The organism is Streptomyces sp. NPDC002619 (genome assembly GCF_042889305.1).
Lineage (GTDB): Bacteria > Actinomycetota > Actinomycetes > Streptomycetales > Streptomycetaceae > Streptomyces.
The window spans coordinates 163,604-183,119 of the sequence record NZ_JBIAQV010000012.1 but is presented as its reverse complement, the minus strand read 5'-3'; the positions used below and the strand labels follow the sequence as shown (position 1 = coordinate 183,119).

The 19,516-nt window shown below is 70.0% G+C and carries 12 protein-coding genes; all 12 read left to right on the top strand.

Annotation, left to right across the window (positions count from 1 at the left end):
* The first annotated feature begins 340 nt into the window (after positions 1-340).
* Positions 341-3,325: an AAA family ATPase gene (locus ACFYXB_RS21140; RefSeq protein WP_389584473.1), complete on the top strand. Its 2,985-nt coding sequence runs from the start codon at positions 341-343 to the stop codon at positions 3,323-3,325.
* A gap of 284 nt (positions 3,326-3,609) precedes the next feature.
* Positions 3,610-6,432, top strand: a complete 2,823-nt coding sequence (locus ACFYXB_RS21135) for an AAA family ATPase (RefSeq protein ID WP_389584470.1) — start codon at positions 3,610-3,612, stop codon at positions 6,430-6,432.
* 106 nt (positions 6,433-6,538) lie between these two features.
* Positions 6,539-7,231, top strand: a complete 693-nt coding sequence (locus tag ACFYXB_RS21130) for an alpha/beta fold hydrolase (RefSeq protein WP_389584467.1) — start codon at positions 6,539-6,541, stop codon at positions 7,229-7,231.
* 189 nt (positions 7,232-7,420) lie between these two features.
* Positions 7,421-8,443, top strand: coding sequence for an LLM class flavin-dependent oxidoreductase (locus ACFYXB_RS21125; protein ID WP_351358951.1), 1,023 nt, complete (start codon positions 7,421-7,423; stop codon positions 8,441-8,443).
* Between the two features lie 23 nt (positions 8,444-8,466).
* Complete coding sequence (locus ACFYXB_RS21120) at positions 8,467-9,102, top strand: NAD(P)-dependent oxidoreductase (protein ID WP_389584464.1); 636 nt, start codon at positions 8,467-8,469, stop codon at positions 9,100-9,102.
* A gap of 280 nt (positions 9,103-9,382) precedes the next feature.
* Positions 9,383-9,997, top strand: a complete 615-nt coding sequence (locus tag ACFYXB_RS21115; protein WP_389584461.1) for a hypothetical protein — start codon at positions 9,383-9,385, stop codon at positions 9,995-9,997.
* Positions 9,994-11,034, top strand: coding sequence for a phosphate ABC transporter permease subunit PstC (gene pstC, locus ACFYXB_RS21110; protein ID WP_389584458.1), 1,041 nt, complete (start codon positions 9,994-9,996; stop codon positions 11,032-11,034). Before ACFYXB_RS21115 ends, pstC begins: the two co-directional genes overlap by 4 nt.
* A 2-nt stretch (positions 11,035-11,036) precedes the next feature.
* A complete protein-coding gene (gene pstA / locus ACFYXB_RS21105; protein WP_389584456.1) occupies positions 11,037-12,281 on the top strand; it encodes a phosphate ABC transporter permease PstA in 1,245 nt (414 codons plus the stop codon).
* Between the two features lie 53 nt (positions 12,282-12,334).
* Entirely contained in the window at positions 12,335-14,062 is a 1,728-nt protein-coding gene (pstS, locus tag ACFYXB_RS21100; RefSeq protein ID WP_389584453.1) for a phosphate ABC transporter substrate-binding protein PstS, read from the top strand.
* On the top strand, positions 14,059-16,620 hold the full coding sequence (locus ACFYXB_RS21095; protein WP_389584452.1) for a hypothetical protein: 2,562 nt from the start codon (positions 14,059-14,061) through the stop codon (positions 16,618-16,620). The genes pstS and ACFYXB_RS21095 overlap by 4 nt, the downstream gene beginning before the upstream one ends.
* A 99-nt stretch (positions 16,621-16,719) precedes the next feature.
* A complete protein-coding gene (locus tag ACFYXB_RS21090) occupies positions 16,720-17,730 on the top strand; it encodes a hypothetical protein (protein ID WP_389584450.1) in 1,011 nt (336 codons plus the stop codon).
* Between the two features lie 44 nt (positions 17,731-17,774).
* The gene (locus ACFYXB_RS21085; protein ID WP_389584448.1) at positions 17,775-19,349 is read left to right on the top strand and encodes an Ig-like domain-containing protein; all 1,575 of its coding nucleotides are present in this window, start codon (positions 17,775-17,777) and stop codon (positions 19,347-19,349) included.
* Positions 19,350-19,516 lie beyond the last annotated feature (167 nt).

Here is a 19,516-nt window from a genome sequence, read left to right as displayed (position 1 = left end):
CAGGCTCGGTAGCCCCCGTGACGGGTCTGCTCCTGCTCGCAAGACGAAGGCCGGCCCGGGAGCCTAAACGTGGCATGGCGCCCAAGCCTTCATCGTGGCGGAGCGTGCAGATCCGCCGCCTGGCCGCTGCGAGCATCGCGGCCCGTGAAGACCGCGCCGGAACCGACCGCACAGGAGACCTTGTCGCGAGCTCAGACTCCCCGCGTGGACGTCATCCAGGGCGACGTCACCGGCCCGGTCTCCGACAAGGACACCTTCACCACACCCCACACCAAGGTCGTCAAGTCCTTCGAGGTGAACAAGTCCACCGGCTCCGTGCGCCTGGCCTACTCGCCCGGGCATGGCTGGAGTCCTGATGGAGGGCATCGGCCGGCAGGTCGGGCGGCTGCTGCATCGGTCCCCGACTGGTCGAGTCGCGTTAGGGTTGGCCTCGTCGGCCGCGGGGGGAGAACGACGCGTAGGGGGTCCGATGTCGCCGGTCCAGACAAGGCTGCTCGGCCGGGATCAGACCTTGAACGCCATCGACACCCTTCTTGATCGCCTGCGCGGAGAGTTGTCGACCGATGCGTCAGGACCCGAAGCCGGGGCGGCCGAGCGCACTCTGCTGCTGCTGGGCGAGCCAGGCATCGGCAAGACCTCGCTTCTGGAGGTTGCGGCCAGGCGCGTCAACGACCAAGGCGGGCAGACCCGTTGGGTCGTCGGCCGCCCCGAGGAGGCCGGTCTCGCCTTCAGCGGATTCGACACGCTCCTGCAACCGCGGCACAGCGCCCTGGCCGACATCGATGCCGAGGACCGGCCGGTCCTCGAAGCCGCCCTGCGCGGGGGAGAGGCGGCCGCTGGAGGAACTCTCGCTCTGGCCGGAGCCCTGCTACGCGTTCTGTCCCGGTGGGCTGAGCCAGGGCCGCTCCTTGTGATCATCGATGACCTCCAGTGGCTTGACCAGTCCACCCAGGACCTCCTGAGCCTGTGCGCCCGACGCCTCCAAGGCGAGCCCGTCGGCTTCCTCCTCGCGTCCCGCCCAGCAGGACTGCCGCCAAGCTGGATGCGCCAGAGCACACGTCATCGGCTGGAAGACCTCGACGACGTCCAGGCCGCACGCCTGCTCGAATCCCTTGCTGTGCCGCCGCAGGGCCGAACCCGCCGACAGGTGATGCGGCAGGCCGGTGGCAACCCGCTCGCCCTGGTCGAGCTCGCACGCGCGGCAGCCACTCGCTCGCTCAGCGAGGAGCAGGTAGGCCTGGAACTCCCGCTCACCGAGCGCCTGGAACAGCTCTTCGCCGCGGACCTCGCTGCCCTGCCGGAGCCCACGCGCCGTCTGCTCCTGCTTGCCGCGGTCGCCGACCTGCCCGACATGGCCGCCATGGCAGAGATCCTCGGCGATGTCCGCCTGCCCGACTCTCAAGATGCGTACGACAACGACGCGACCGCGCCCGCCCCGGGAGCAGCTCTCGTCCTCGCCGGCCAGACGCAGGTCGCACGGGCCGCGGACGATGCCTGGTCCGCGGCGGAGAAAGCCGGGCTGCTCACCCTGCACCAGGGAGTGATCAGGTTCCGACACCCCTTGGTCCGATCCGCCGTCCTGGCCGCCGCCCCCTTCGACCAGCGGTGCCAGGCACACCGACTGATCGCGGCGGTACCCGACCTCGACGAGGACCGCCGGGCCTGGCACCGTGCCGCCGCCACGGTCACCGCGGACGAAGCCGTTGCCGACGCCCTCGAGGCCACTGCGGAACGTGCCCGCCGCCGAGGCGGCTACGCGGCAGCCGCGATGACCTTGGAGCGGGCCGCTCAGCTCAGCCCTCGCACGGATGACCGTGTACGCCGCCTCAACGCTGCTGCCGAGTTCGCGATGTCCGCCGGCCATCCGCGCTGGGTGGCAGAGCTGACTTCCGCTGTGGCCGCCGACGCCGACACCGCCGATGCTCGTGCGGAGGCCGATTTGTATGCCGGCTGGGCCTTGGCTCTGACCAGCCGGCACGACGAAGCGATGGACCGGCTGATGGCGGCGGCCGATGCCTGGGCGACCACCCGACCTGAATCGGTCTTCGACGCGCTCGGAACCGCGGCGATGGTTGCCTACACCAGCGGTGACGCCCGCTTCCGCGAAGCCATCCTGGACCGCTACCGGCGTCTTTCGCCCCACGCTCCGAACGCCTGCACGACGTGGATCCTCGGCGGCTGTGACCCGCTTGGTTCGCGCGACGAAGCTCTTGCTCACCTTCGCCACGCAGCCTCCCAGGACGACAAGCCGCTCGGGGCGTGGTCGATGCTGGGTGCCGCAGCGTGGGCGTTGGACGAGACCGAGATGGCCGTGCAACTGCTCGGCACCATGCTCGAGATCTACCGCCAGGCATCCACTGCGGGAGGGAACGCCACCGTCGCCTCCGCTTACGCGATGGCCCTGTTCGAGGCCGGTCGCTGGCCGGCCGCCCTCGCGGGGGTGGGCGAGGCCGAGCGCGCAGCCGCCGCCGGCGGGCTGGAGCTCGCCACAGTCAGCAATCAGATTCTCGCCGGCGCCCTCGCCGCCGTTCGCGGGGACAGCCGACGCGCCAGGCAGACGCTCGCCGACGCCACCCACGATTTCGACCTGCGAGGAACACGCACCTTCGAGGTGCGCGCCCGCCAGGCGAGCGCGCTGGCCGCACTCGCCGAAGGCGATCACCACGCCGCCTACTTCCACCTCAGCCGACTCTTCCACCGCGACGGCAGCCCCTTGCACTTCCACAGCTCCTTCCATGGACTCGCCGACCTCGCGGCGAGTGCCGTACGCATCGGCCGGTCCAAGGAGGCGCAGGCCACGCTCGACGCAGCGATGGGGCAACTGCCCGCCAAGACATCGTTGAGGCTGCATCTCATCCTGTGCCGAGCCCGAGGCATTCTGGCCGACGAAGCCGCACACGCCGAAGATCTTCTCCGTGAGGCGGCGTTCAACCCGGGCGGCGACCAGTGGCCCTTCGAACGCGCCCTCGCTCTGGCCGACTTGGGTGAGTGGCTGCGCCGCCGTCAGCGGCCGGCCGACGCCCGTGTTCCGCTGAACGAAGCACTGGAGCTCTTCCAAGGCCTCGGGGCGACCCCCTGGGGTACCCGCACGGCCGCGGAGTTGCGGGCCACCGGTGTCGACACTGCCGAGGCGCGCCATCAGGACGCGACCATGGAACTCACCCCTCAGCAACTGGCCATCGTTCAGCTCGCCGCTCAAGGGTTGTCCAACAAGGAGATCGCGGCCCGCCTGTTCCTGTCCCCCCGCACCGTCGGCTTCCACCTCAATCGGGCGTTCCCCAAGCTCGGTGTCACCTCACGCTTCCAGCTACGGGACTTCGTCTAGCCCGGTAGGAGCACGCTTCCTGCGCCAGGCGTGAGCGCACTCCGGTTCTGATGAGGCGGCTGGCGGCAACCAGCAGGGCAGGGCGGCGCGCGAAGCCGGGCCCTTGCGGGCCGCCCCAAGTCAGGTCTTCTGACAGAAGCGGCGGACGCCCCCGTCGCCACAAGCTGATCACATCCCTTCCACCAGAGGCAGGAGGCCCGAACGGCGCGCCTACCCAGCTCTGGCGCGCCCGCGCGGCCGGCCCGAGGCGGTGGAGCACGACAGCTTCGGAGAAGAGGGGCGGCGTGGCCACGCACCTGACGACGGAGACTGGAGAACAGGAACCTCCGGGGGACGAGCAGTATCCGATCGCTCGCGACGATCCGGGTGAGGCGTTGGTCGGCCGTGAGGCTGACCTGCGGCGCATCGACTCCTTCCTCAAAGGCATCTCGGCTGTCGGCGGCACGCTGCTGATCTCCGGGGAGCCGGGGGTGGGGAAGACCGCGCTGCTCGCCGCGGCCGCGCGCCGAGCGGCGGCCGCCGCCATCCCTGCCTTGCACGCAACAGGGGTGCAGTTCGAAGCCCACATCAGTTTCAGCGGTCTCCAACAACTCCTCCAGCCGGTGATGAGCGAGGCCGACGCACTCAGCCAGGTGCACAAAGAGGCGCTGACGGTCGCCCTGGGGCAGGGCAGCGGTCCGGCGCCCGCCCACCAGGCAGTGGCTCGGGCGCTCCTCGCGCTCCTGAGGCAACTGACATGCGAGCACCCGTTGTTGCTGATCATCGACGATCTGCAGTGGATGGATCCCACCAGCACAGTGGTCCTGGGATGGGTGGCCCGTCGACTGCTGGGTACGAAGGTCGGCCTGCTCTGTGCGGAGCGACCGGGGGCGGACAGCTTCTTCGACCACGCGGGCCTTCCCGTTCACGTCCTCGAGCCGCTGGGCGACCAGGCCGCCGACACGCTGCTGGTCAGCAGTTACCCGGCGCTGGCTCCCCGGGTCCGGCAACGCCTGATGGCGGAGGCGCAGGGCAACCCCCTGGCCTTGCTCGAGCTGCCCGTGTCCCTGAGCGATTCACAGCGCAGGGCGTCGGAAGCACTGCCCGGGCACCTGCCCCTGAGCAACCGTCTGCAGGCGGCGTTCGCCTCGCGCATCAACGCCCTTCCGGCGGTCACGCGGTACCTGCTGTTGCTCGCCGCCCTTGAGGGCACCGGAGACCTGCACGTTCTGCAGGCCGCCGTGGCGGGCCGGTGCAGTCTCAAGCAACTCGGGCCTGCCGAGCGCGCTCAGCTGATACGGATCGACGACCGCGCCGGACACCTGACGTTCCGTCATCCACTGACCCGCGCGGCCGTGGTCGACCTGTCCACGAGCGATCAGCGCCGCAGTGCGCACCTTGCTCTTGCCCGCCCCCTGTCCGCTCAGCCCGAGCGGCAGGCCTGGCATCTCGGTCAGGCCACCGTGGTTCCCGACGAGGAAGTGGCCGCGCTGCTGGAGCGGGCCGCGCACAGTATGAGCCGCCGTGGCGACGGCGCCGTCGCGATCGCGTCGCTGCTGCGTGCCGCGGACCTGAGCCCTGACGGTGCACAGCGTGCCCGCAGGCTGGCAGAGGCGGCGTACCTCGGCGCCAACATCACGGGAGACCTCCACGAAGTCCCGCGGCTGCTCCACCACGCACACCGGGCGGCACCCGGCCCCGGGCCCCTGGCCGCAGCCGTTGCGAGCTCCGTCTATCTGCTCAACGAATCAGGCGACATCGACATCGCGCACCGACTGCTCAGCTCCGCCGTTGCCATGCAGCCCGCACCGTACGAGCCCCAGGATTCAACCCTCGGCGAGGCACTCCACACGCTGCTGCTGGTCTGCTTCTTCGGCGGCCGACCGGAGTTGTGGCAGCCGCTGGATACCGCGCTGAAGAAGTTCGCCGCCGACCCGGGCATCCTGGCCATCACGAGGGCGACCTTCGCAGATCCGGTCCGCTGCGTGCCTCGCCACCTGGAGCAGCTCGATGGGGCCATCGCCGAACTCGCCTACGACTCCGACCCCATCAAGATCGTTCGGGTCGGCATCGCGTCCGCCTATGTCGACCGGCTCGGCGGCTGCACCGAGGCGCTCACACGGGTAGTCGAGGCCGGGCGTAAAGGGGAGGCGGTCGCGCCGGCGATCGAGGCGCTCTTCCTGCTCGGCAACCACGCGCTGCATGCCGGGCAATGGGAGCAGCTGAACCGCCTGGCCAACGAAGGGCTGGCCTTTTGTCAGGACTACGGCTACCCGATGCTGGCCTGGCCCGGGAGCTTCCTTCGTGCTGCTCGGGCCGCGCTCCGCGGCGACTACGCCGCCACCGACACCCTGACCGACGAAATGGACCAGTGGGCCGGACCGCGGCGTGCCGGTGTCGTGCGCTTCTACGCCGCGCACGCGCGGACCCTGGCGGCGCTCGGCCGCGGAGCATTCGAGGAGGCCTACCAACAGGCAACGACTGTCGCTCCCTGCGGTGTCTTTCCGGCGTTCGTACCGCACGCTCTGTGGCTGCTGATGGACCTCACGGAAGCCGCCGTGCGCACCGGCCGCCGCAGCGAAGCCCAGGCGCACGTTGCCGCCGCCCGCAAGGCCGGCCTCGACGCCATCTCACCGAGACTGAAGACGCTGCTGCTCGCCTCCACCGGCCTCTGCGCCGACAGCGGTGAGAGCACCTGGTTCGAGCAGGCGCTGGCCGTGCCCGAGGCCGAGCGTTGGCCGTTCGATATGGCGCGGGTCCAGCTTTACTACGGGGAGCACCTGCGCCGCGTCAAAGCCACCACCGAGGCCCGGCTCCACCTGGCCGCCGCGGTGGACACGTTCCAGCGACTCGGCGCGGCCCCCTGGGCCGGTCGTGCGGCCCAGGAACTGCGCGCCACCGGTGTCCACAGAGAGGGCAGTGCGCCGTCCTCGGGAATCCCCCTGACGCCCCAGCAGTGGGAGATCGCGAAACTCGCTGCCGCCGGTCTTACCAACAAGGAGATCGGAGAGCGTCTGTTCCTCTCACCGCGAACCGTCTCCACCCATCTCTACCAGCTCTTCCCCAAGCTCGGAGTGACCTCCCGAGCCGCCCTGCGCGACGCGCTCGACCAGCTGCAGGAAAGTTAGTCCCCTCCTCTTCCTGAACTACGTCACATGACGGAATCGGCGAGGTCGCCGTCACTTCTAGCGTCATTCACGTGACCTCATCAGTCCGATCAATCCAGGAGAGATGATGAGTGAGAACGCGCAGTCCAAGAACGTCGTCCTGGTCCATGGCGGTTTCGTGGACGGTTCCGGGTGGCAGGGGGTGTACGACCTGCTGAGCAGCGAGGGCTACCGCGTCAGCATCGTGCAGAACCCGACGCTGTCCCTCGACGGTGACGTCGCCGCGACACACCAGGTCCTCGACGCCCTGGACGGGCCGGCCGTCCTGGTCGGGCACTCCTACGGCGGCGTCGTGATCACGGAGGCCGGCAACCACGAGAAGGTGTCCGGCCTCGTCTACATCGCGGCGTTCGCCCCGGACAAGGGCGAGTCGGTGAGCAGCCTCATCGCCGACCCGCCGCCCGGTGCCCCGGTGCCGCCGATCCTGCCGCCGCGGGACGGCTTCCTGTTCCTGGACCGGGACAAGTTCGCCGCCTCGTTCGCCGCGGACGTTCCGGCCGACCTGGCGGCCTTCATGGCCGATTCCCAGGTCCCCTGGGGCGTCGATGCTCTCAACGGGGCCGCGTCCCGGCCTGCCTGGCGGACCAAGCCGAGCTGGTACCTCGTGGCCACCGACGACCGCATGATCCCTCCGCCGGCGCAGCGGGCGATGTCCGAGCGCATCGGGGCGACGACCGTGGAGGTCCCCGGAAGCCACTCCGTGTATCTGTCCAAGCCCGACGCGGTCGCCGACCTCATCAGGCGGGCGTCCGGCGCGTAGCCGTAGGTCTGCGCCCGGTGGCCGACGTCATGGGGCACGTCCAGAGCGCATGGCCCGCGATCACCCAGTAGCGCCGGGGCTGCAGGTCCTACGCGGATCTGCAGCCGTACGCGCCGCCTACCAGCAATAACCCATCGACTTCGTCGGTAGTTGAGGAATCAATTAGTTACGTCCGTCGTTCACAGGTGCATGAAACGCATCGGATTCCTCTCCTTCGGCCACTGGTCCGACACCAGGCACTCCCAGACCAGGACGGCCTCGGACACCCTGTTGCAGTCCATCGACCTGGCCGTGGCGGCCGAGGAGCTCGGTGCCGACGGCGCCTACTTCCGTGTGCACCACTTCGCCCAGCAGCTCGGGTCGCCGTTTCCGCTTCTCGCCGCCGTCGGTGCCAAGACCTCGCGCATCGAGATCGGCACCGGCGTGATCGACATGCGCTACGAGAACCCCATGTACATGGCCGAGGACGCCGGCGCCGCCGACCTCATCTCCGGCGGCAGGCTTCAGCTCGGCATCAGCCGTGGGTCACCGGAGCAGGTCATCGACGGGTGGCGGTACTTCGGGTACGGGCCGAGTGAGGGTGAGAGCGATGCCGACATGGCTCGTACGCACACCGAGGTGCTGCTGACCGTGCTCCAGGGCAAGGGGTTCGCCGAGCCGAACCCGCAGCCGATGTTCGCCAACCCGCCGGGGCTGCTGCGTATCGAGCCGTACTCCGAAGGGCTGCGCGAGCGCATCTGGTGGGGCGCCGGCTCCAACGCCACCGCCGCCTGGGCCGCCAAGCTCGGTATGAACCTGATGAGCTCGACCCTCAAGGACGACGAGGGCGGCGCGCCCTTCCATGTCCAGCAGGCGGCGCAGATCCGGGCGTTCCGTGAGGCCTGGGCCGAGGCCGGCTGGAAGCGCGAGCCGCGTGTCTCCGTGTCGCGCAGCATCTTCGCGCTCACCGACGACCGGGACCGCGCGTACTTCGGCCGCGACAGCGACAGCAGCGACCACGTCGGCTACATCGACGCCGACACGCGGGCGATCTTCGGCCGTACGTACGCCGCCGAGCCCGACGTCCTCGTCAAGCAGCTGGCCGAGGACGAGGCGATCCAGGAGGCCGACACGCTGCTGCTGACCGTGCCCAACCAGCTCGGCGTCGACTACAACACTCATGTACTGGACAGCATCCTCACCCACGTCGCGCCGGCCCTCGGCTGGCGCTGACCGCCACCCAGCGGGGAGTCGTCGTGAGCAAGATCCTGATCATCGGCGGAACCGGTTACACCGGCGCCAACATCGCTGCAGAGGCCGTCGCACGCGGCCACTCGGTGACGTCGTACTCCCGGTCCGCGCCCGCCGCGCCGGTCGCCAAGGTGACGTACCGGCACGGCGCCGCCGAGGACGCCGCGAAGCTGATCACCGGCCAGGATGTCGTGGTCGCGGCGCTGTCGCCACGCGGTGATCTGGTGGGCCGGTTGCCCGGCCTCTACCAGGACCTCGCGGGTGCCGCCGTCGGTGCCGGGGTCCGGATGATCGTCATCGGCGGGTTCTCCTCGCTGCGGCCCGCGCCCGGCCGGCCCCGGTTCGCCGAAGGGGACGTACCGGAGCGGTTCCAGGCGGAATCGCGTGACATGGACGCGATCCGCGCATGGCTCATGGACTCCGCGCCCGACGCGCTCGACTGGACCCTCGTCTCGCCCGCCGGCGGTTACGGCTCCTGGGCCGCCGGCGAGCGGACCGGGACGTACCGCCTCGGCGGGGAGGTCGCCCTCTTCGACGAGCAGGGCGGTTCGGAGATCTCCGGCGCCGACTTCGCGCTCGCGGTCGTCGACGAGATCGAGCGCCACGCGTATCCCCGCGCGCACATCTCGATCGCGTACTAGTTCGCACCTACGCGCGTCCGACGCGTGTCCGAGAAGTAACCGCCGAACGTCCGCCGTACGAAAGCCCCTCCCACGTGGAGGGGCTTTTTGGTGTCTTTGAGGGGTGGCCTGTCGCCCAAAACGCCAAACCCTGCCGTTCATTTGGCATCCGTTCGGCCTTCACTCAATTGTGGATACAGCTCGCACACAGGTCCGCGACTCTCAGTGCGCTTTGGGCGATTCTCCGCCGCAGGTGACGTAAATCAGCCGCGGCACGAGTGGGGAGAGGGGGGTGGTTTCTATGGTTCCTTCACGTTTCCTGTACATGGTGCGGGGGGCTGGGCAGAGACCTGGGCGGGACGAAGGAGCGGTCGGCTGGCGGCTCGTCGGATCGAACCACCGTGAACTGGGCCGCAGTGCCGAGTCGTACGACGGCTTCGCGGAGTGCCGGGCCGCGGTGCTGCGGCTGCGTGAGCGCATCGCGGACGCCAAGGTGCTGCTGAGCACGACGGATTCGGCGGGGGGCTGGAGCTGGCGTGTGGAGATAGACGGCCGCGCGGCCGCGGTCGCCGGACGGGCGTACCAGCGCCAGCGCGACTGCCAGTACAACCTCGGGCAGTTCCTGAACGCGGTCCCGGTGGCCGAGCTGACCGAGCCCGCGCCGCACAGGACGCGCGCGGCGGGCGGGTCGGGCGCGGCGGACGAGATCGGCGGGACGCGACCGTACGGCGCCGGGCGGACCACCGCTCGCGCCACGCCCGCATCCGGCGCCGTCGCGCGCCCCACGCCGGCCCCCGGCGCGCCGAAGGTGAAGCCGGAGGTCGCTCGGCGTCCCGCAGCCGCTGACGGTGACGGCAAGGGCGACGATGGCAACGGTGTCCGTGACCGTGCCGGCACCGGGACCGGTGTGCGATGAGCGTGGCAACGCCCGGACTCGGGCAACCCTCCGCACCCGAGCCGCAGGACCTCCGCGACGACGAGGCGAGGCGTACGCCGCGCGGCCGTGTCGAGCCCGTGGACCGTGTCTTCCACACGACGCTCGGCGCCAGCGGCGCCATCGTGCTGGCGATCATGCTGCTGGTCGGTGTCTTCCTTACCTACCGCGCGTCGCAGGCGCTGGGCGTGGCGAAGTTCTCCTTCCTCACCACCTCCGCCTGGGAGCCGGACTCCCACCACTTCGGTATCGCCGCCGTCATCACCGGCACGGTGCTGATCGGTGTGACGGCGATCGTCCTCGCCCTGCCGCTGGCGCTGGGCACCGCGCTGTACATCTCGGAGTACGCGCCGCGGAAGCTGAAGCGGACCCTGATCAGCCTGGTAGACCTGATGGCCGCCGTGCCGAGTGTGGTGTTCGGACTGTGGGGCGCCTTCTTCCTGCAGGCGCACGTCGTCGGGCTCTCGCGCTGGATCTCCACGTACTTCTCCTGGATCCCGATCTTCAAGGTCGACGGCGCCGACCCGCACGACCCGCTGCAGTCCAATACGGTCTACACGTCCTCCACGTTCATCGCCGGCATCGTCGTCGCGCTGATGGTCACGCCCATCGCCTGCTCGGTGATGCGGGAGACCTTCTCGCAGGCGCCGGCCGGTGAGCGCGAGGGCGCCCTGGCGCTCGGTGCGACCCGGTGGGGCATGATCCGGTCGGTCGTCCTGCCGTACGGCCGGGGCGGTGTGATCGGCGGCACCATGCTGGGCCTCGGCCGCGCGCTGGGCGAGACGATCGCCATCTACATGATCATCTCGCCGGTCTTCGCCGTGCAGCCGCACATCCTGCAGAACGGCACCAATTCGGTGTCCTCGCTGATCGCGCTGCGCTACGGCTCCGCGAGCGACTTCGGCATGTCGGCCCTGATGGCCGCGGGTCTCGCGCTCTTCCTGATGACCCTCGTCGTGAACTTCATCGCGTCCTCGATCGCCGCCCGCGGCCGGTCGGGCGCCGGAACGGAGGCCTGAGCATGACCACCGACCTCCTGAAGGAGCGGCCGGCCGGGCAGACCGTACGGCCCGCTCTCGAGGACCGGGACGACACGCCCGAGGTCCGCCGCAACACGTCGACCGTGCACGCCTCCGACGTGCTCGCCCTGGTGGGCGCGGCCGTCGGCTCGCTCTCGCTGACCACGCTGCTGTTCGTCTGGATCGCTCCGTTCGACGCGATCCTGGGCTTCGTCGTCGTGGCGTACCTGCTCTTCGTCGGTCTGTACGCCGTACTCGTCTCCTTCGACGAGAACAGCGTGGCCGTGCGGGACAAGGTCGCCGCCGTCCTGTGGCAGAGCCTCGGCCTGCTGCTGCTGGCCGCGCTGGTGATGGTGGTGGTGTACACCCTGTGGCGCGGCAAGTCCTCGCTGGTGCACCTCAACTTCTTCACCGAGGACATGTCCAGCACCGGCCCGCTGCAGCCGCTGAGCAAGGGCGGTATGGCGCACGCGATCATCGGCACCCTGGAGCAGATCACCATCTCCCTGGTGATCACCGTTCCGTTGGGACTCGCGTGCGCCGTGTTCCTCAATGAAGTGCCCGGACGCTACGCGCGTTTCGTACGGACGATCGTCGAGGCGATGACGGCGCTCCCGTCGATCGTGGCCGGTCTGTTCATCTACGCCACCGTGATCCTCATCCTCGGCATCGACAAGTCCGGGTTCGCCGCCTCGCTGGCGCTCGGCGTGATGATGCTGCCCATCATCATCCGCGCCGCCGACGTGGTCGTCCGGCTGGTGCCGGGCTCGCTGCGCGAGGCGTCGTACGCCCTCGGTGCGAGCAAGTGGCGCACGGTGTGGACGGTGATCCTGCCCACCGCGCGCTCCGGGCTGACCACCGCCGTGATCCTGGGCACCGCCCGCGGCATCGGCGAGACCTCGCCGGTGCTGCTCACCTCCGGGGTCAACTCCGGATTCAACGCCGACCCGCTCCACGATTCGCAGATCTCGCTGCCGCTGGCCACGTTCGATCTGGTGCGTTCCCCCCAACCCGCCTACATCGCCCGGGGATTCGGCTCCGCCGCCCTGCTGATGGCGCTCGTCCTGCTGCTGTTCGTGCTCGCGCGTGTGATCGGCGGCCGCGGCCCCGGCGAGCTGACCCGCAACCAGCGTCACCGGCGTGTGCAGGCCTCGCGGCGCGATGCCGAACGCATGGGCCGGCGCGACCGGTTCAGGCCCGGCGTCACCCCGGCAGTCACACCCACCGTCGCCCCAGGCTCCGAATAGCCGCTCCGACCACCCCGGCCCGCACGCACCCAACCGACCAGGAGTCACCTGTCATGCCCGGATCGCCTCCGGCACCGCTCGCTCGCCCGAGAGTCCTCACGGCTCTTGTCCTCTTGGCCGCCCTCCTGTTCGGCGCCGCCCCGGCCTCGGCCGCGACGTACGTGCCGATCTCGGGTGCCGGGTCCACCTGGAGCCAGAACGCGCTCGACCAGTGGCGTGCCAACGTCAAGCAGTACGGCATGACCGTGAACTACAACGGCACGGGCTCGTCGGACGGCCGTAACCAGTTCCGTAACGGCACCGTGGACTACGCCGTCTCCGAAATCCCGTACGGCGTCAAGGACTCGGGCGTCGTCGACTCGGCACCGTCCCGCAAGTACGCGTACATGCCGATCGTGGCCGGCGGTACGTCGTTCATGTACAACCTCACCATCGGCAACAAGCGGGTGACCAACCTGCGGCTGTCGGGCGACGTCATCGCCAAGATCTTCACCGGGCAGATCAAGACCTGGAACGACCCGGCCATCAAGGCCGACAACCCCGCGCTCGCCGCCGCGCTGCCGGCCCGCAGGGTCGTCCCCGTGGTGCGCTCCGACGGCTCCGGTACGACCGCCCAGCTCACCACCTGGATGAGCAAGCAGTACCCGGGGATGTGGGACGCCTACTGCCGTCGCGCGGGCCGCAGCACCCCCTGCGGGACGACGTCCAACTTCCCGGTCGTGTCCGGCAGCGGCTTCGTCTCCCAGGCCGGCTCGAACGGCGTCTCCGGCTATGTCGCCCAGGCGGGCAATGTCGGAACCATCACCTACGTCGAGTACTCGTACGCGGTGTACACGACCGGTTTCCCGGTCGCCAAGGTGCTCAACAAGGCCGGGTACTACGTCGAACCGACCGCGAAGAACGTGGCGGTGTCGCTGCTGAAGGCGCGGATCAACAATGACTCCTCCTCACCGAGTTATCTGACGCAGATCCTCGACGACGTCTACAACGACCGGGACGCGCGCGCCTATCCGCTCTCCAGCTACAGCTACATGATCATCCCGACCAAGCTGGAGTCGAACTTCAACGCCCAGAAGGGCAAGACACTCGGCGCGTTCGCGTACTACTTCCTGTGCCAGGGCCAGCAGCACGTGGACAACCTCGGCTACTCGCCGCTGCCCATCAACCTCGTGCAGGCCGCACTGGACCAGGTCCGCAGGATCCCCGGCGTCGACGTCGAGAAGATCAACATCAAGGACTGCCACAACCCGACCTTCTCCAGCGACGGCACCAACACCCTTGCCAAGACAGCCCCTTACCCGCCGGCCTGTGACAAGCAGGGCACGTCCCAGTGCGCGACCGGCACGGGCGGGGCGAAGCAGTCGACCAACGTCGGGGGCAGCTCCGGCGGAGCCGGATCGTCCGGCGGCGGCTCGGGCGGTGGCTCGGGCGGTGGCTCGGCCTCCGGCGGGGGCGGATCGTCCGGCGGGTCCGGCGGCGCCGGGTCCGGCGGCGCGGGATCGGGCGGAGCCGCCGGCGCCGGCGGAGCCTCCGGCGGCGCCGGCACGACCGGCGGTACCACGATCGACCCGGACACCGGACAGGTCATCGGGGCGAACGGCGCCTCGGGCGGCTCCGGCGACGGCACTGGCTCGGACGCCTTCGCCGTACCCGTCAACACCTCCCGGAGCATCAGCAGTGGCTCGCGGACGGCGCTGATGACCGTGGCCGGCGTTCTGCTGCTGGCGCTCACGGTCGGGCCCCCGCTGCTCACCCGCCGGCTGAAGCGGGGCAAGTCGTGATCGCCGCGCTGCGCCGCTTCGTCACCACGTCCGCCGCGGTCGCCCTGGCCCTGCTGGCGATGATCGGCACCGCCGTGCTCGTCTCGGCACCCCGGCCCGCCGAGGCCGCCAGTGCCAATTCGGCGGTGACGGTCTCCGGCCAAGGCCCTTACGCGAACCTGAAGGTGACTGTCAGTCAGACCAGGGACCTGGTCAACCAGGTCCTCAAGGTCACCTGGAAGGGCGCCGCCCCCACGATCTCCGACACCACCTACGCCGCCAACTACCTGCAGATCATGCAGTGCTGGGGCGACGGCAAGTCCGGACCCGACCCCGAGCAGTGCCAGTTCGGCGGCTCCTCCGCGCTGGGCGCGGGCACCGGCAGCCAGGCCGCAGGCGCGTACACCAACACCCGGCAGCTGAACTACGGCTCGCTGGAGGACGGCGAGCAGAAGCTGCCGCCGCCCACCAAGACGGGCAACTCGTACGTCCCGTTCCACTCGGTCACCAACGACGTGAGCCAGCCGGGGAACTGGAACGATTTCTACGACGTCAACACGACCAACGAGGTCCCCTACGCCCGCACCGGCCCCGACGGCACCGGCGAGGTCTACTTCGAGGCCCAGACAGGCATCGAGGCACCCGGCCTCGGCTGCGGCGAGGTACCCGACGGGACCTCCGGAGCGACGTCGGGCCGTAAGTGCTGGCTGGTCGTCGTCCCGCGCGGCGAGACCGAGGTGGACGGCTCCTCGTACACCGAGCAGGCCAGCGGAATGCTCCAGTCGTCACCGCTCAGCGCGAGCAACTGGAAGCAGCGTCTCGTCGTACCGCTGAGCTTCGAACCGATGGGCAACTTCTGCCCGCTCGGCGCCGACGAGCGCAGCACCCTCGGCAACGAGATGGCCGCCGAGGCCGTCATCCGCTGGCAGCCCGCCCTGTGCCAGTCCAAGAGCAAGACGATCTACAGCTACGCGCAGATCACCGACGACACCGCCCGCGCCAAGCTGGTCTCCGGCACACCCGGCATGGTCTTCCTCGGCCGCCCCGCCACCGGCGACCAGGTCCCGGCCGACCAGCGGCCCGTCTACGCGCCCGTGGCCCTGTCCGGCCTGACCTTCGGCTTCTTCATCGAGAGCCAGGCCGGCTTCAGCGCGCCCGACTCGGTCAGAGCGCGTGACGGAGCCCGGCTGACCTCGCTCGACCTCACCCCGCGCCTGGTCGCCAAGCTGCTCACCGAGTCGTACCAGGACGGCAACTCGCGCTTCGCGAAGAGCACCGAGGGCAACCCCTTCAACCTTGCCCGCGACCCGGAGTTCCTCAAGTACAACCCCGGCTACCAGGACCTCGACTTCGGTGGCGCACTCGGTGACGTGATCGTGCCCGAGGCGCTGTCCGACTCGGCGTGGCAGCTGTGGAAGTGGGTGGACAGCGACCCGGCGGCCCGGGAGTTCCTCGACGGCACCCCCGACAACGAGGGCCGCTACGGCGATCCTGGCTTCGCGGGCATGAAGGTCAACCCGAACTACAAGAACATGTCGCTGCCGCGGGAGGAGTTCCCGAAGAGCGACCCGTTCTGCCAGCAGTTCGCGGACCACCCCGACAACCCGCTGTGCATCCAGGACAAGCACCCGTACGCCAACGACCTGCACACCGCCGCCCGTTCCGCGGCGCGTGGCGACACGCTGGCCCGCACCACCTGGGACGCGACCACGCAGCCGCCCGCCTACAAGAAGAACCCGCCGCAGGTCGCCGGCAAGCGGGCCGTCCTCGCCCTCACCGACACGGCGACCGCCGCACGCTACGGCCTGGTGACGGCCCGGCTGCAGAACGCCGCCGGCCGCTTCGTGGCACCCGGCACGACGAGTCTGCTCGCCGGGCAGGCGGCGATGAAGCCGAGCGGGGTCGCCGGAGTGGAGGAGCCCGACCCGGCCACCAAGTCCGCCGGCGCCTACCCGCTGAGCATGCTCACCTACGCGGCCACCGTCCCCGAGAAGCTCACCAAGCAGGAGGGCCACGACTACGCGGCCCTGCTGCGGTACGCGGTGGGCGACGGACAGCGGCCCGGTGTGGCGGCGGGCACCCTGCCCGAGGGCTACGCGGCGCTGCCCGCCTCGGTCCGCGCCGAGACCCGCGCGGCCGCCGACGCCATCGCAAGCCGCGCCGGCGCCTCGCAGCCCGGCTCGGGCGGCGGGGACACGGCGGGCGGTACGGGAGGTGGCTCCGAGAGCTCGGGCGGCGCAGGCACACCGGGCCTGGGCGGCTCCGCCGACGGCGGCGCCGGAGTGACCGGCGGTGCGGGGGCGGGAGGCAAGGGCGCCGGCGCCAACAGCGCCTCCCCGTCCGCGTCCGCGAACCCGGCCGGCAGCCCGTCCACCGCGCCCGCCGCCTCCGGCGAGGCGCTGCCGAACACACCCGACTGGGCGCTCGGCGCCGTGCGCTACGCCCTGCTGATCGCCCTGGTCACCGGCCTCGCCGCCGCGATCTGCGGCCCCGTCCTGCCAAAGGCGGTGCCGCGCCTCGTGGCCGGCGTCGCGGCCTGGCGCGCCAGGGACAAAACGCCCGGCAACCGAGGGAGGTGATGCCCAGACCCGACTCCACGACAGGTCCGCGCCAACGAACTGTCCGTAACACCGCGCCGGGCACCACCCGGCGAAAGCCTAACCCGAGAGGTATCGCACGTGAACAAGAGAATGGCAGGCGTCGCCGCTGTCGGCCTCGCCGGACTGCTGACCGGCACCATTGCTGTCACGCAGGCCGCCGCCGACCCGTCCGGCACGCCCACGTACCGCCAGCTGTCCGGTGTCGGTTCCGACACCACGCAGGATGTGATGAACGGCCTGGCGAACGTCATCACCATCAACGGCACCAAGGTGATCGGCTCCTACAACGCCGTCGGTACGGCCAACATCACCACCAAGGACCCGGTCGCCAAGCCGGGTTGCACCATGACCCGCCCGAACGGCTCCGGCGCCGGCCGCACCGCGCTGCAGAACTCGCTCGCGGCGAACAGCGGAGCCGGTGACGGCTGCCTGGACTTCTCCCGGTCCTCCAGCCTCAACCTGGCCGCCTCCAACCCGGGCCTGACCTACGTCCCGTTCGCCGTGGACGCCGTCACCTACGCGATCACGCCCACCGGCTCCCTGCCGCGCAAGCTGACGCTGACGGACCTCAAGGCGATCTACCACTGCGACCCCAACTTCGTGGGCACCGGCCCGAACTTCAACCTCAACGTGCTTCTGCCGCAGGCCGGTTCCGGTACCCGTAGCTTCTGGGAGTCCCAGATGGGCATCACGGACGCCGACGTGGTCGCTGGTGTCTACCCCTGCATCAAGGACACCAAGAACGGCAACCCGGTCCAGGAGCACGACGGCCGCGTCGTCGACGACAAGTCGATCGTTCCGTTCTCGATCGCCCAGTACAACTCGCAGGCTTCGCAGACCATCGCGGACCTGCGTGGACGGGCCATCCTCGGCACCATCGACGGGCTCGCGCCGACGGTCCTCAACTCCAACTTCGGTGTGAAGCGCGACGTCTACAACGTCATCCCGACCAGCAAGATCGCCACGGCGCCGTACAGCCAGGTCTTCGTCGGCTCCAACTCCCTGATCTGCCAGCAGACCTCGGTGATCAACACCTACGGCTTCGCGGCCAACCCGAACTGCGGCGACACCAGCAAGCAGACCCCCTGACCGTCCGCACGACTTCGAGATCCTCGTAGAAGGAGAGCACGACAGTGCTGAAGAAGACTCTCTCGCGGGCCCTGGCGGGCGGCCTTGCGAGCCTGGTCGCCGTGGTGGCGGGCGGCATGATCATGGCGCCCTCCGCGTCGGCCGCCGAGATCGGTACGGCCGTGGTCGACCCGGCCACCGGCTTCGACGACTCCGGCATCAGCCTCACGACGTCGGGTGCCTGCCCGGACACCGCGACCAACATCATGGTGCTGGTCAACGGCTCGGGCTTCCCGGTGGAGGGCCAGGGCGTGGTCGGCAACTCGCCGATCACCACCTACAACACCGACGCCAACGGCGGGATGATCATCCCGCTCATTCAGACCATGCGTGACTACGCCAACACGGCCGGTTTCTCGGTCCTGCAGGGCAAGTACACCTTCACGGTCATCTGCCGTACGGCGTTCAACGGCACCAGCCAGGGTGACTTCACGTCGTCGATCTGGTTCACGTCCAACACGACGTACCAGAACACCGACCCGGCGTCGAAGACCGACACCACCACCTCCCTCGCGGTGTCCCCGAACGCCCCGGTCACCGCGGGCACCCCGGTGACGCTGACCGCCGCCGTCGGCCCCGCGGGTACCGCCGGCCAGGTCCAGTTCAAGGACAACGGCCAGGCCCTGGGCAACCCGGTCACCGTCTCCGGTGGCCAGGCCCAGCTCACCACGAGCGCCCTGGGCACGGGCAGCCACTCGCTGACCGCCGCGTTCACCCCGTCGAGCACCGCGTTCAACGGCTCGACGTCCAGCGCGGTCGCCTACACCGTCGAGGCCGCCCCGGCGACCGCGACCACCACCGCGCTGGCCGTCTCCCCGGCCGGTACGGCCGACAAGTTCAGCCCGGTCAACATGACGGCCTCGGTGTCGCCGGCCGCCGCGGCCGGTTCCGTGAAGTTCCAGGACACCGTGGGCGGCACCACCACCACGCTGGGCACCGTCCCGGTCGCCGCCGGTCAGGCTTCCTTCTCCACCAGCAGCCTGCCCGAGGGTGACCACTCCTTCTCGGCCGTGTTCGTCCCGACGAACCCCGACGCGTACCTCGGCTCCACCTCCGGCGCCGTCCCGTACGTGATCGGTGCCTTCAAGGGCGTCACCGCCTCCGAGGACATCACCACCACCGTCCAGGCGGGTGCGCTGGTCATCAGCGTGGACAACCCGCACGTCACGCTGCCCTCGCCGCAGCTGAACGCCAACGGTGACATGCTCACCACCGCCGGCGCGATCAACCCGGTCACGCTGACCGACACCCGCGCGGGCAACCCCGGTTGGTCCGTCAGCGGCCAGGTGACCGACTTCTCCGACGGCGGTTCGCACTCGATCAACGGCCAGAACCTCGGCTGGACCCCGAACGTGGTCGACAAGGGCGCGTCCCAGACGGTCACCGCCGGTGGTGCGGTCGCGGCTGCCAACGGTGTCGCTCCCGCCGACGCTGGTGCGGCCGGCCTGAAGGCCTCCCGTTCGCTGGCCAACGGCACCGGTCTGGGCACCGCCCACCTCGGCGCCGACCTGGCCTTCAACGTCCCGACCTCCACGGTGGCCGGTACGTACACGGCGACCCTCACCCTGACGGCCATCTGATCCAGGCCGATGGCTGACGGGACGGATCCTCAACCCCTTTTGAGGACCGCCCCGGGCCGGGACAGGCGCCCCGCCTGTCCCGGCCACCTCCGTGCTTCCCCGCAACAACCGCTCACCACTGCTCGACCCCAGCCCCGCCCGTACCGGTCACGCTCGCGTTCGAACGG

Excerpts from the sequence above, each read along its gene's own strand:
- ACFYXB_RS21140 (WP_389584473.1), top strand. The coding sequence starts at position 341 with ATGGCTGGAGTCCTGATGGAGGGCATCGGCCGGCAGGTCGGGCGGCTG.
- ACFYXB_RS21130 (WP_389584467.1), top strand. The coding sequence starts at position 6,539 with ATGAGTGAGAACGCGCAGTCCAAGAACGTCGTCCTGGTCCATGGCGGT.
- ACFYXB_RS21125 (WP_351358951.1), top strand. The coding sequence starts at position 7,421 with ATGAAACGCATCGGATTCCTCTCCTTCGGCCACTGGTCCGACACCAGG.
- ACFYXB_RS21115 (WP_389584461.1), top strand. The coding sequence starts at position 9,383 with ATGGTTCCTTCACGTTTCCTGTACATGGTGCGGGGGGCTGGGCAGAGA.
- pstC (WP_389584458.1), top strand. The coding sequence starts at position 9,994 with ATGAGCGTGGCAACGCCCGGACTCGGGCAACCCTCCGCACCCGAGCCG.
- pstA (WP_389584456.1), top strand. The coding sequence starts at position 11,037 with ATGACCACCGACCTCCTGAAGGAGCGGCCGGCCGGGCAGACCGTACGG.
- pstS (WP_389584453.1), top strand. The coding sequence starts at position 12,335 with ATGCCCGGATCGCCTCCGGCACCGCTCGCTCGCCCGAGAGTCCTCACG.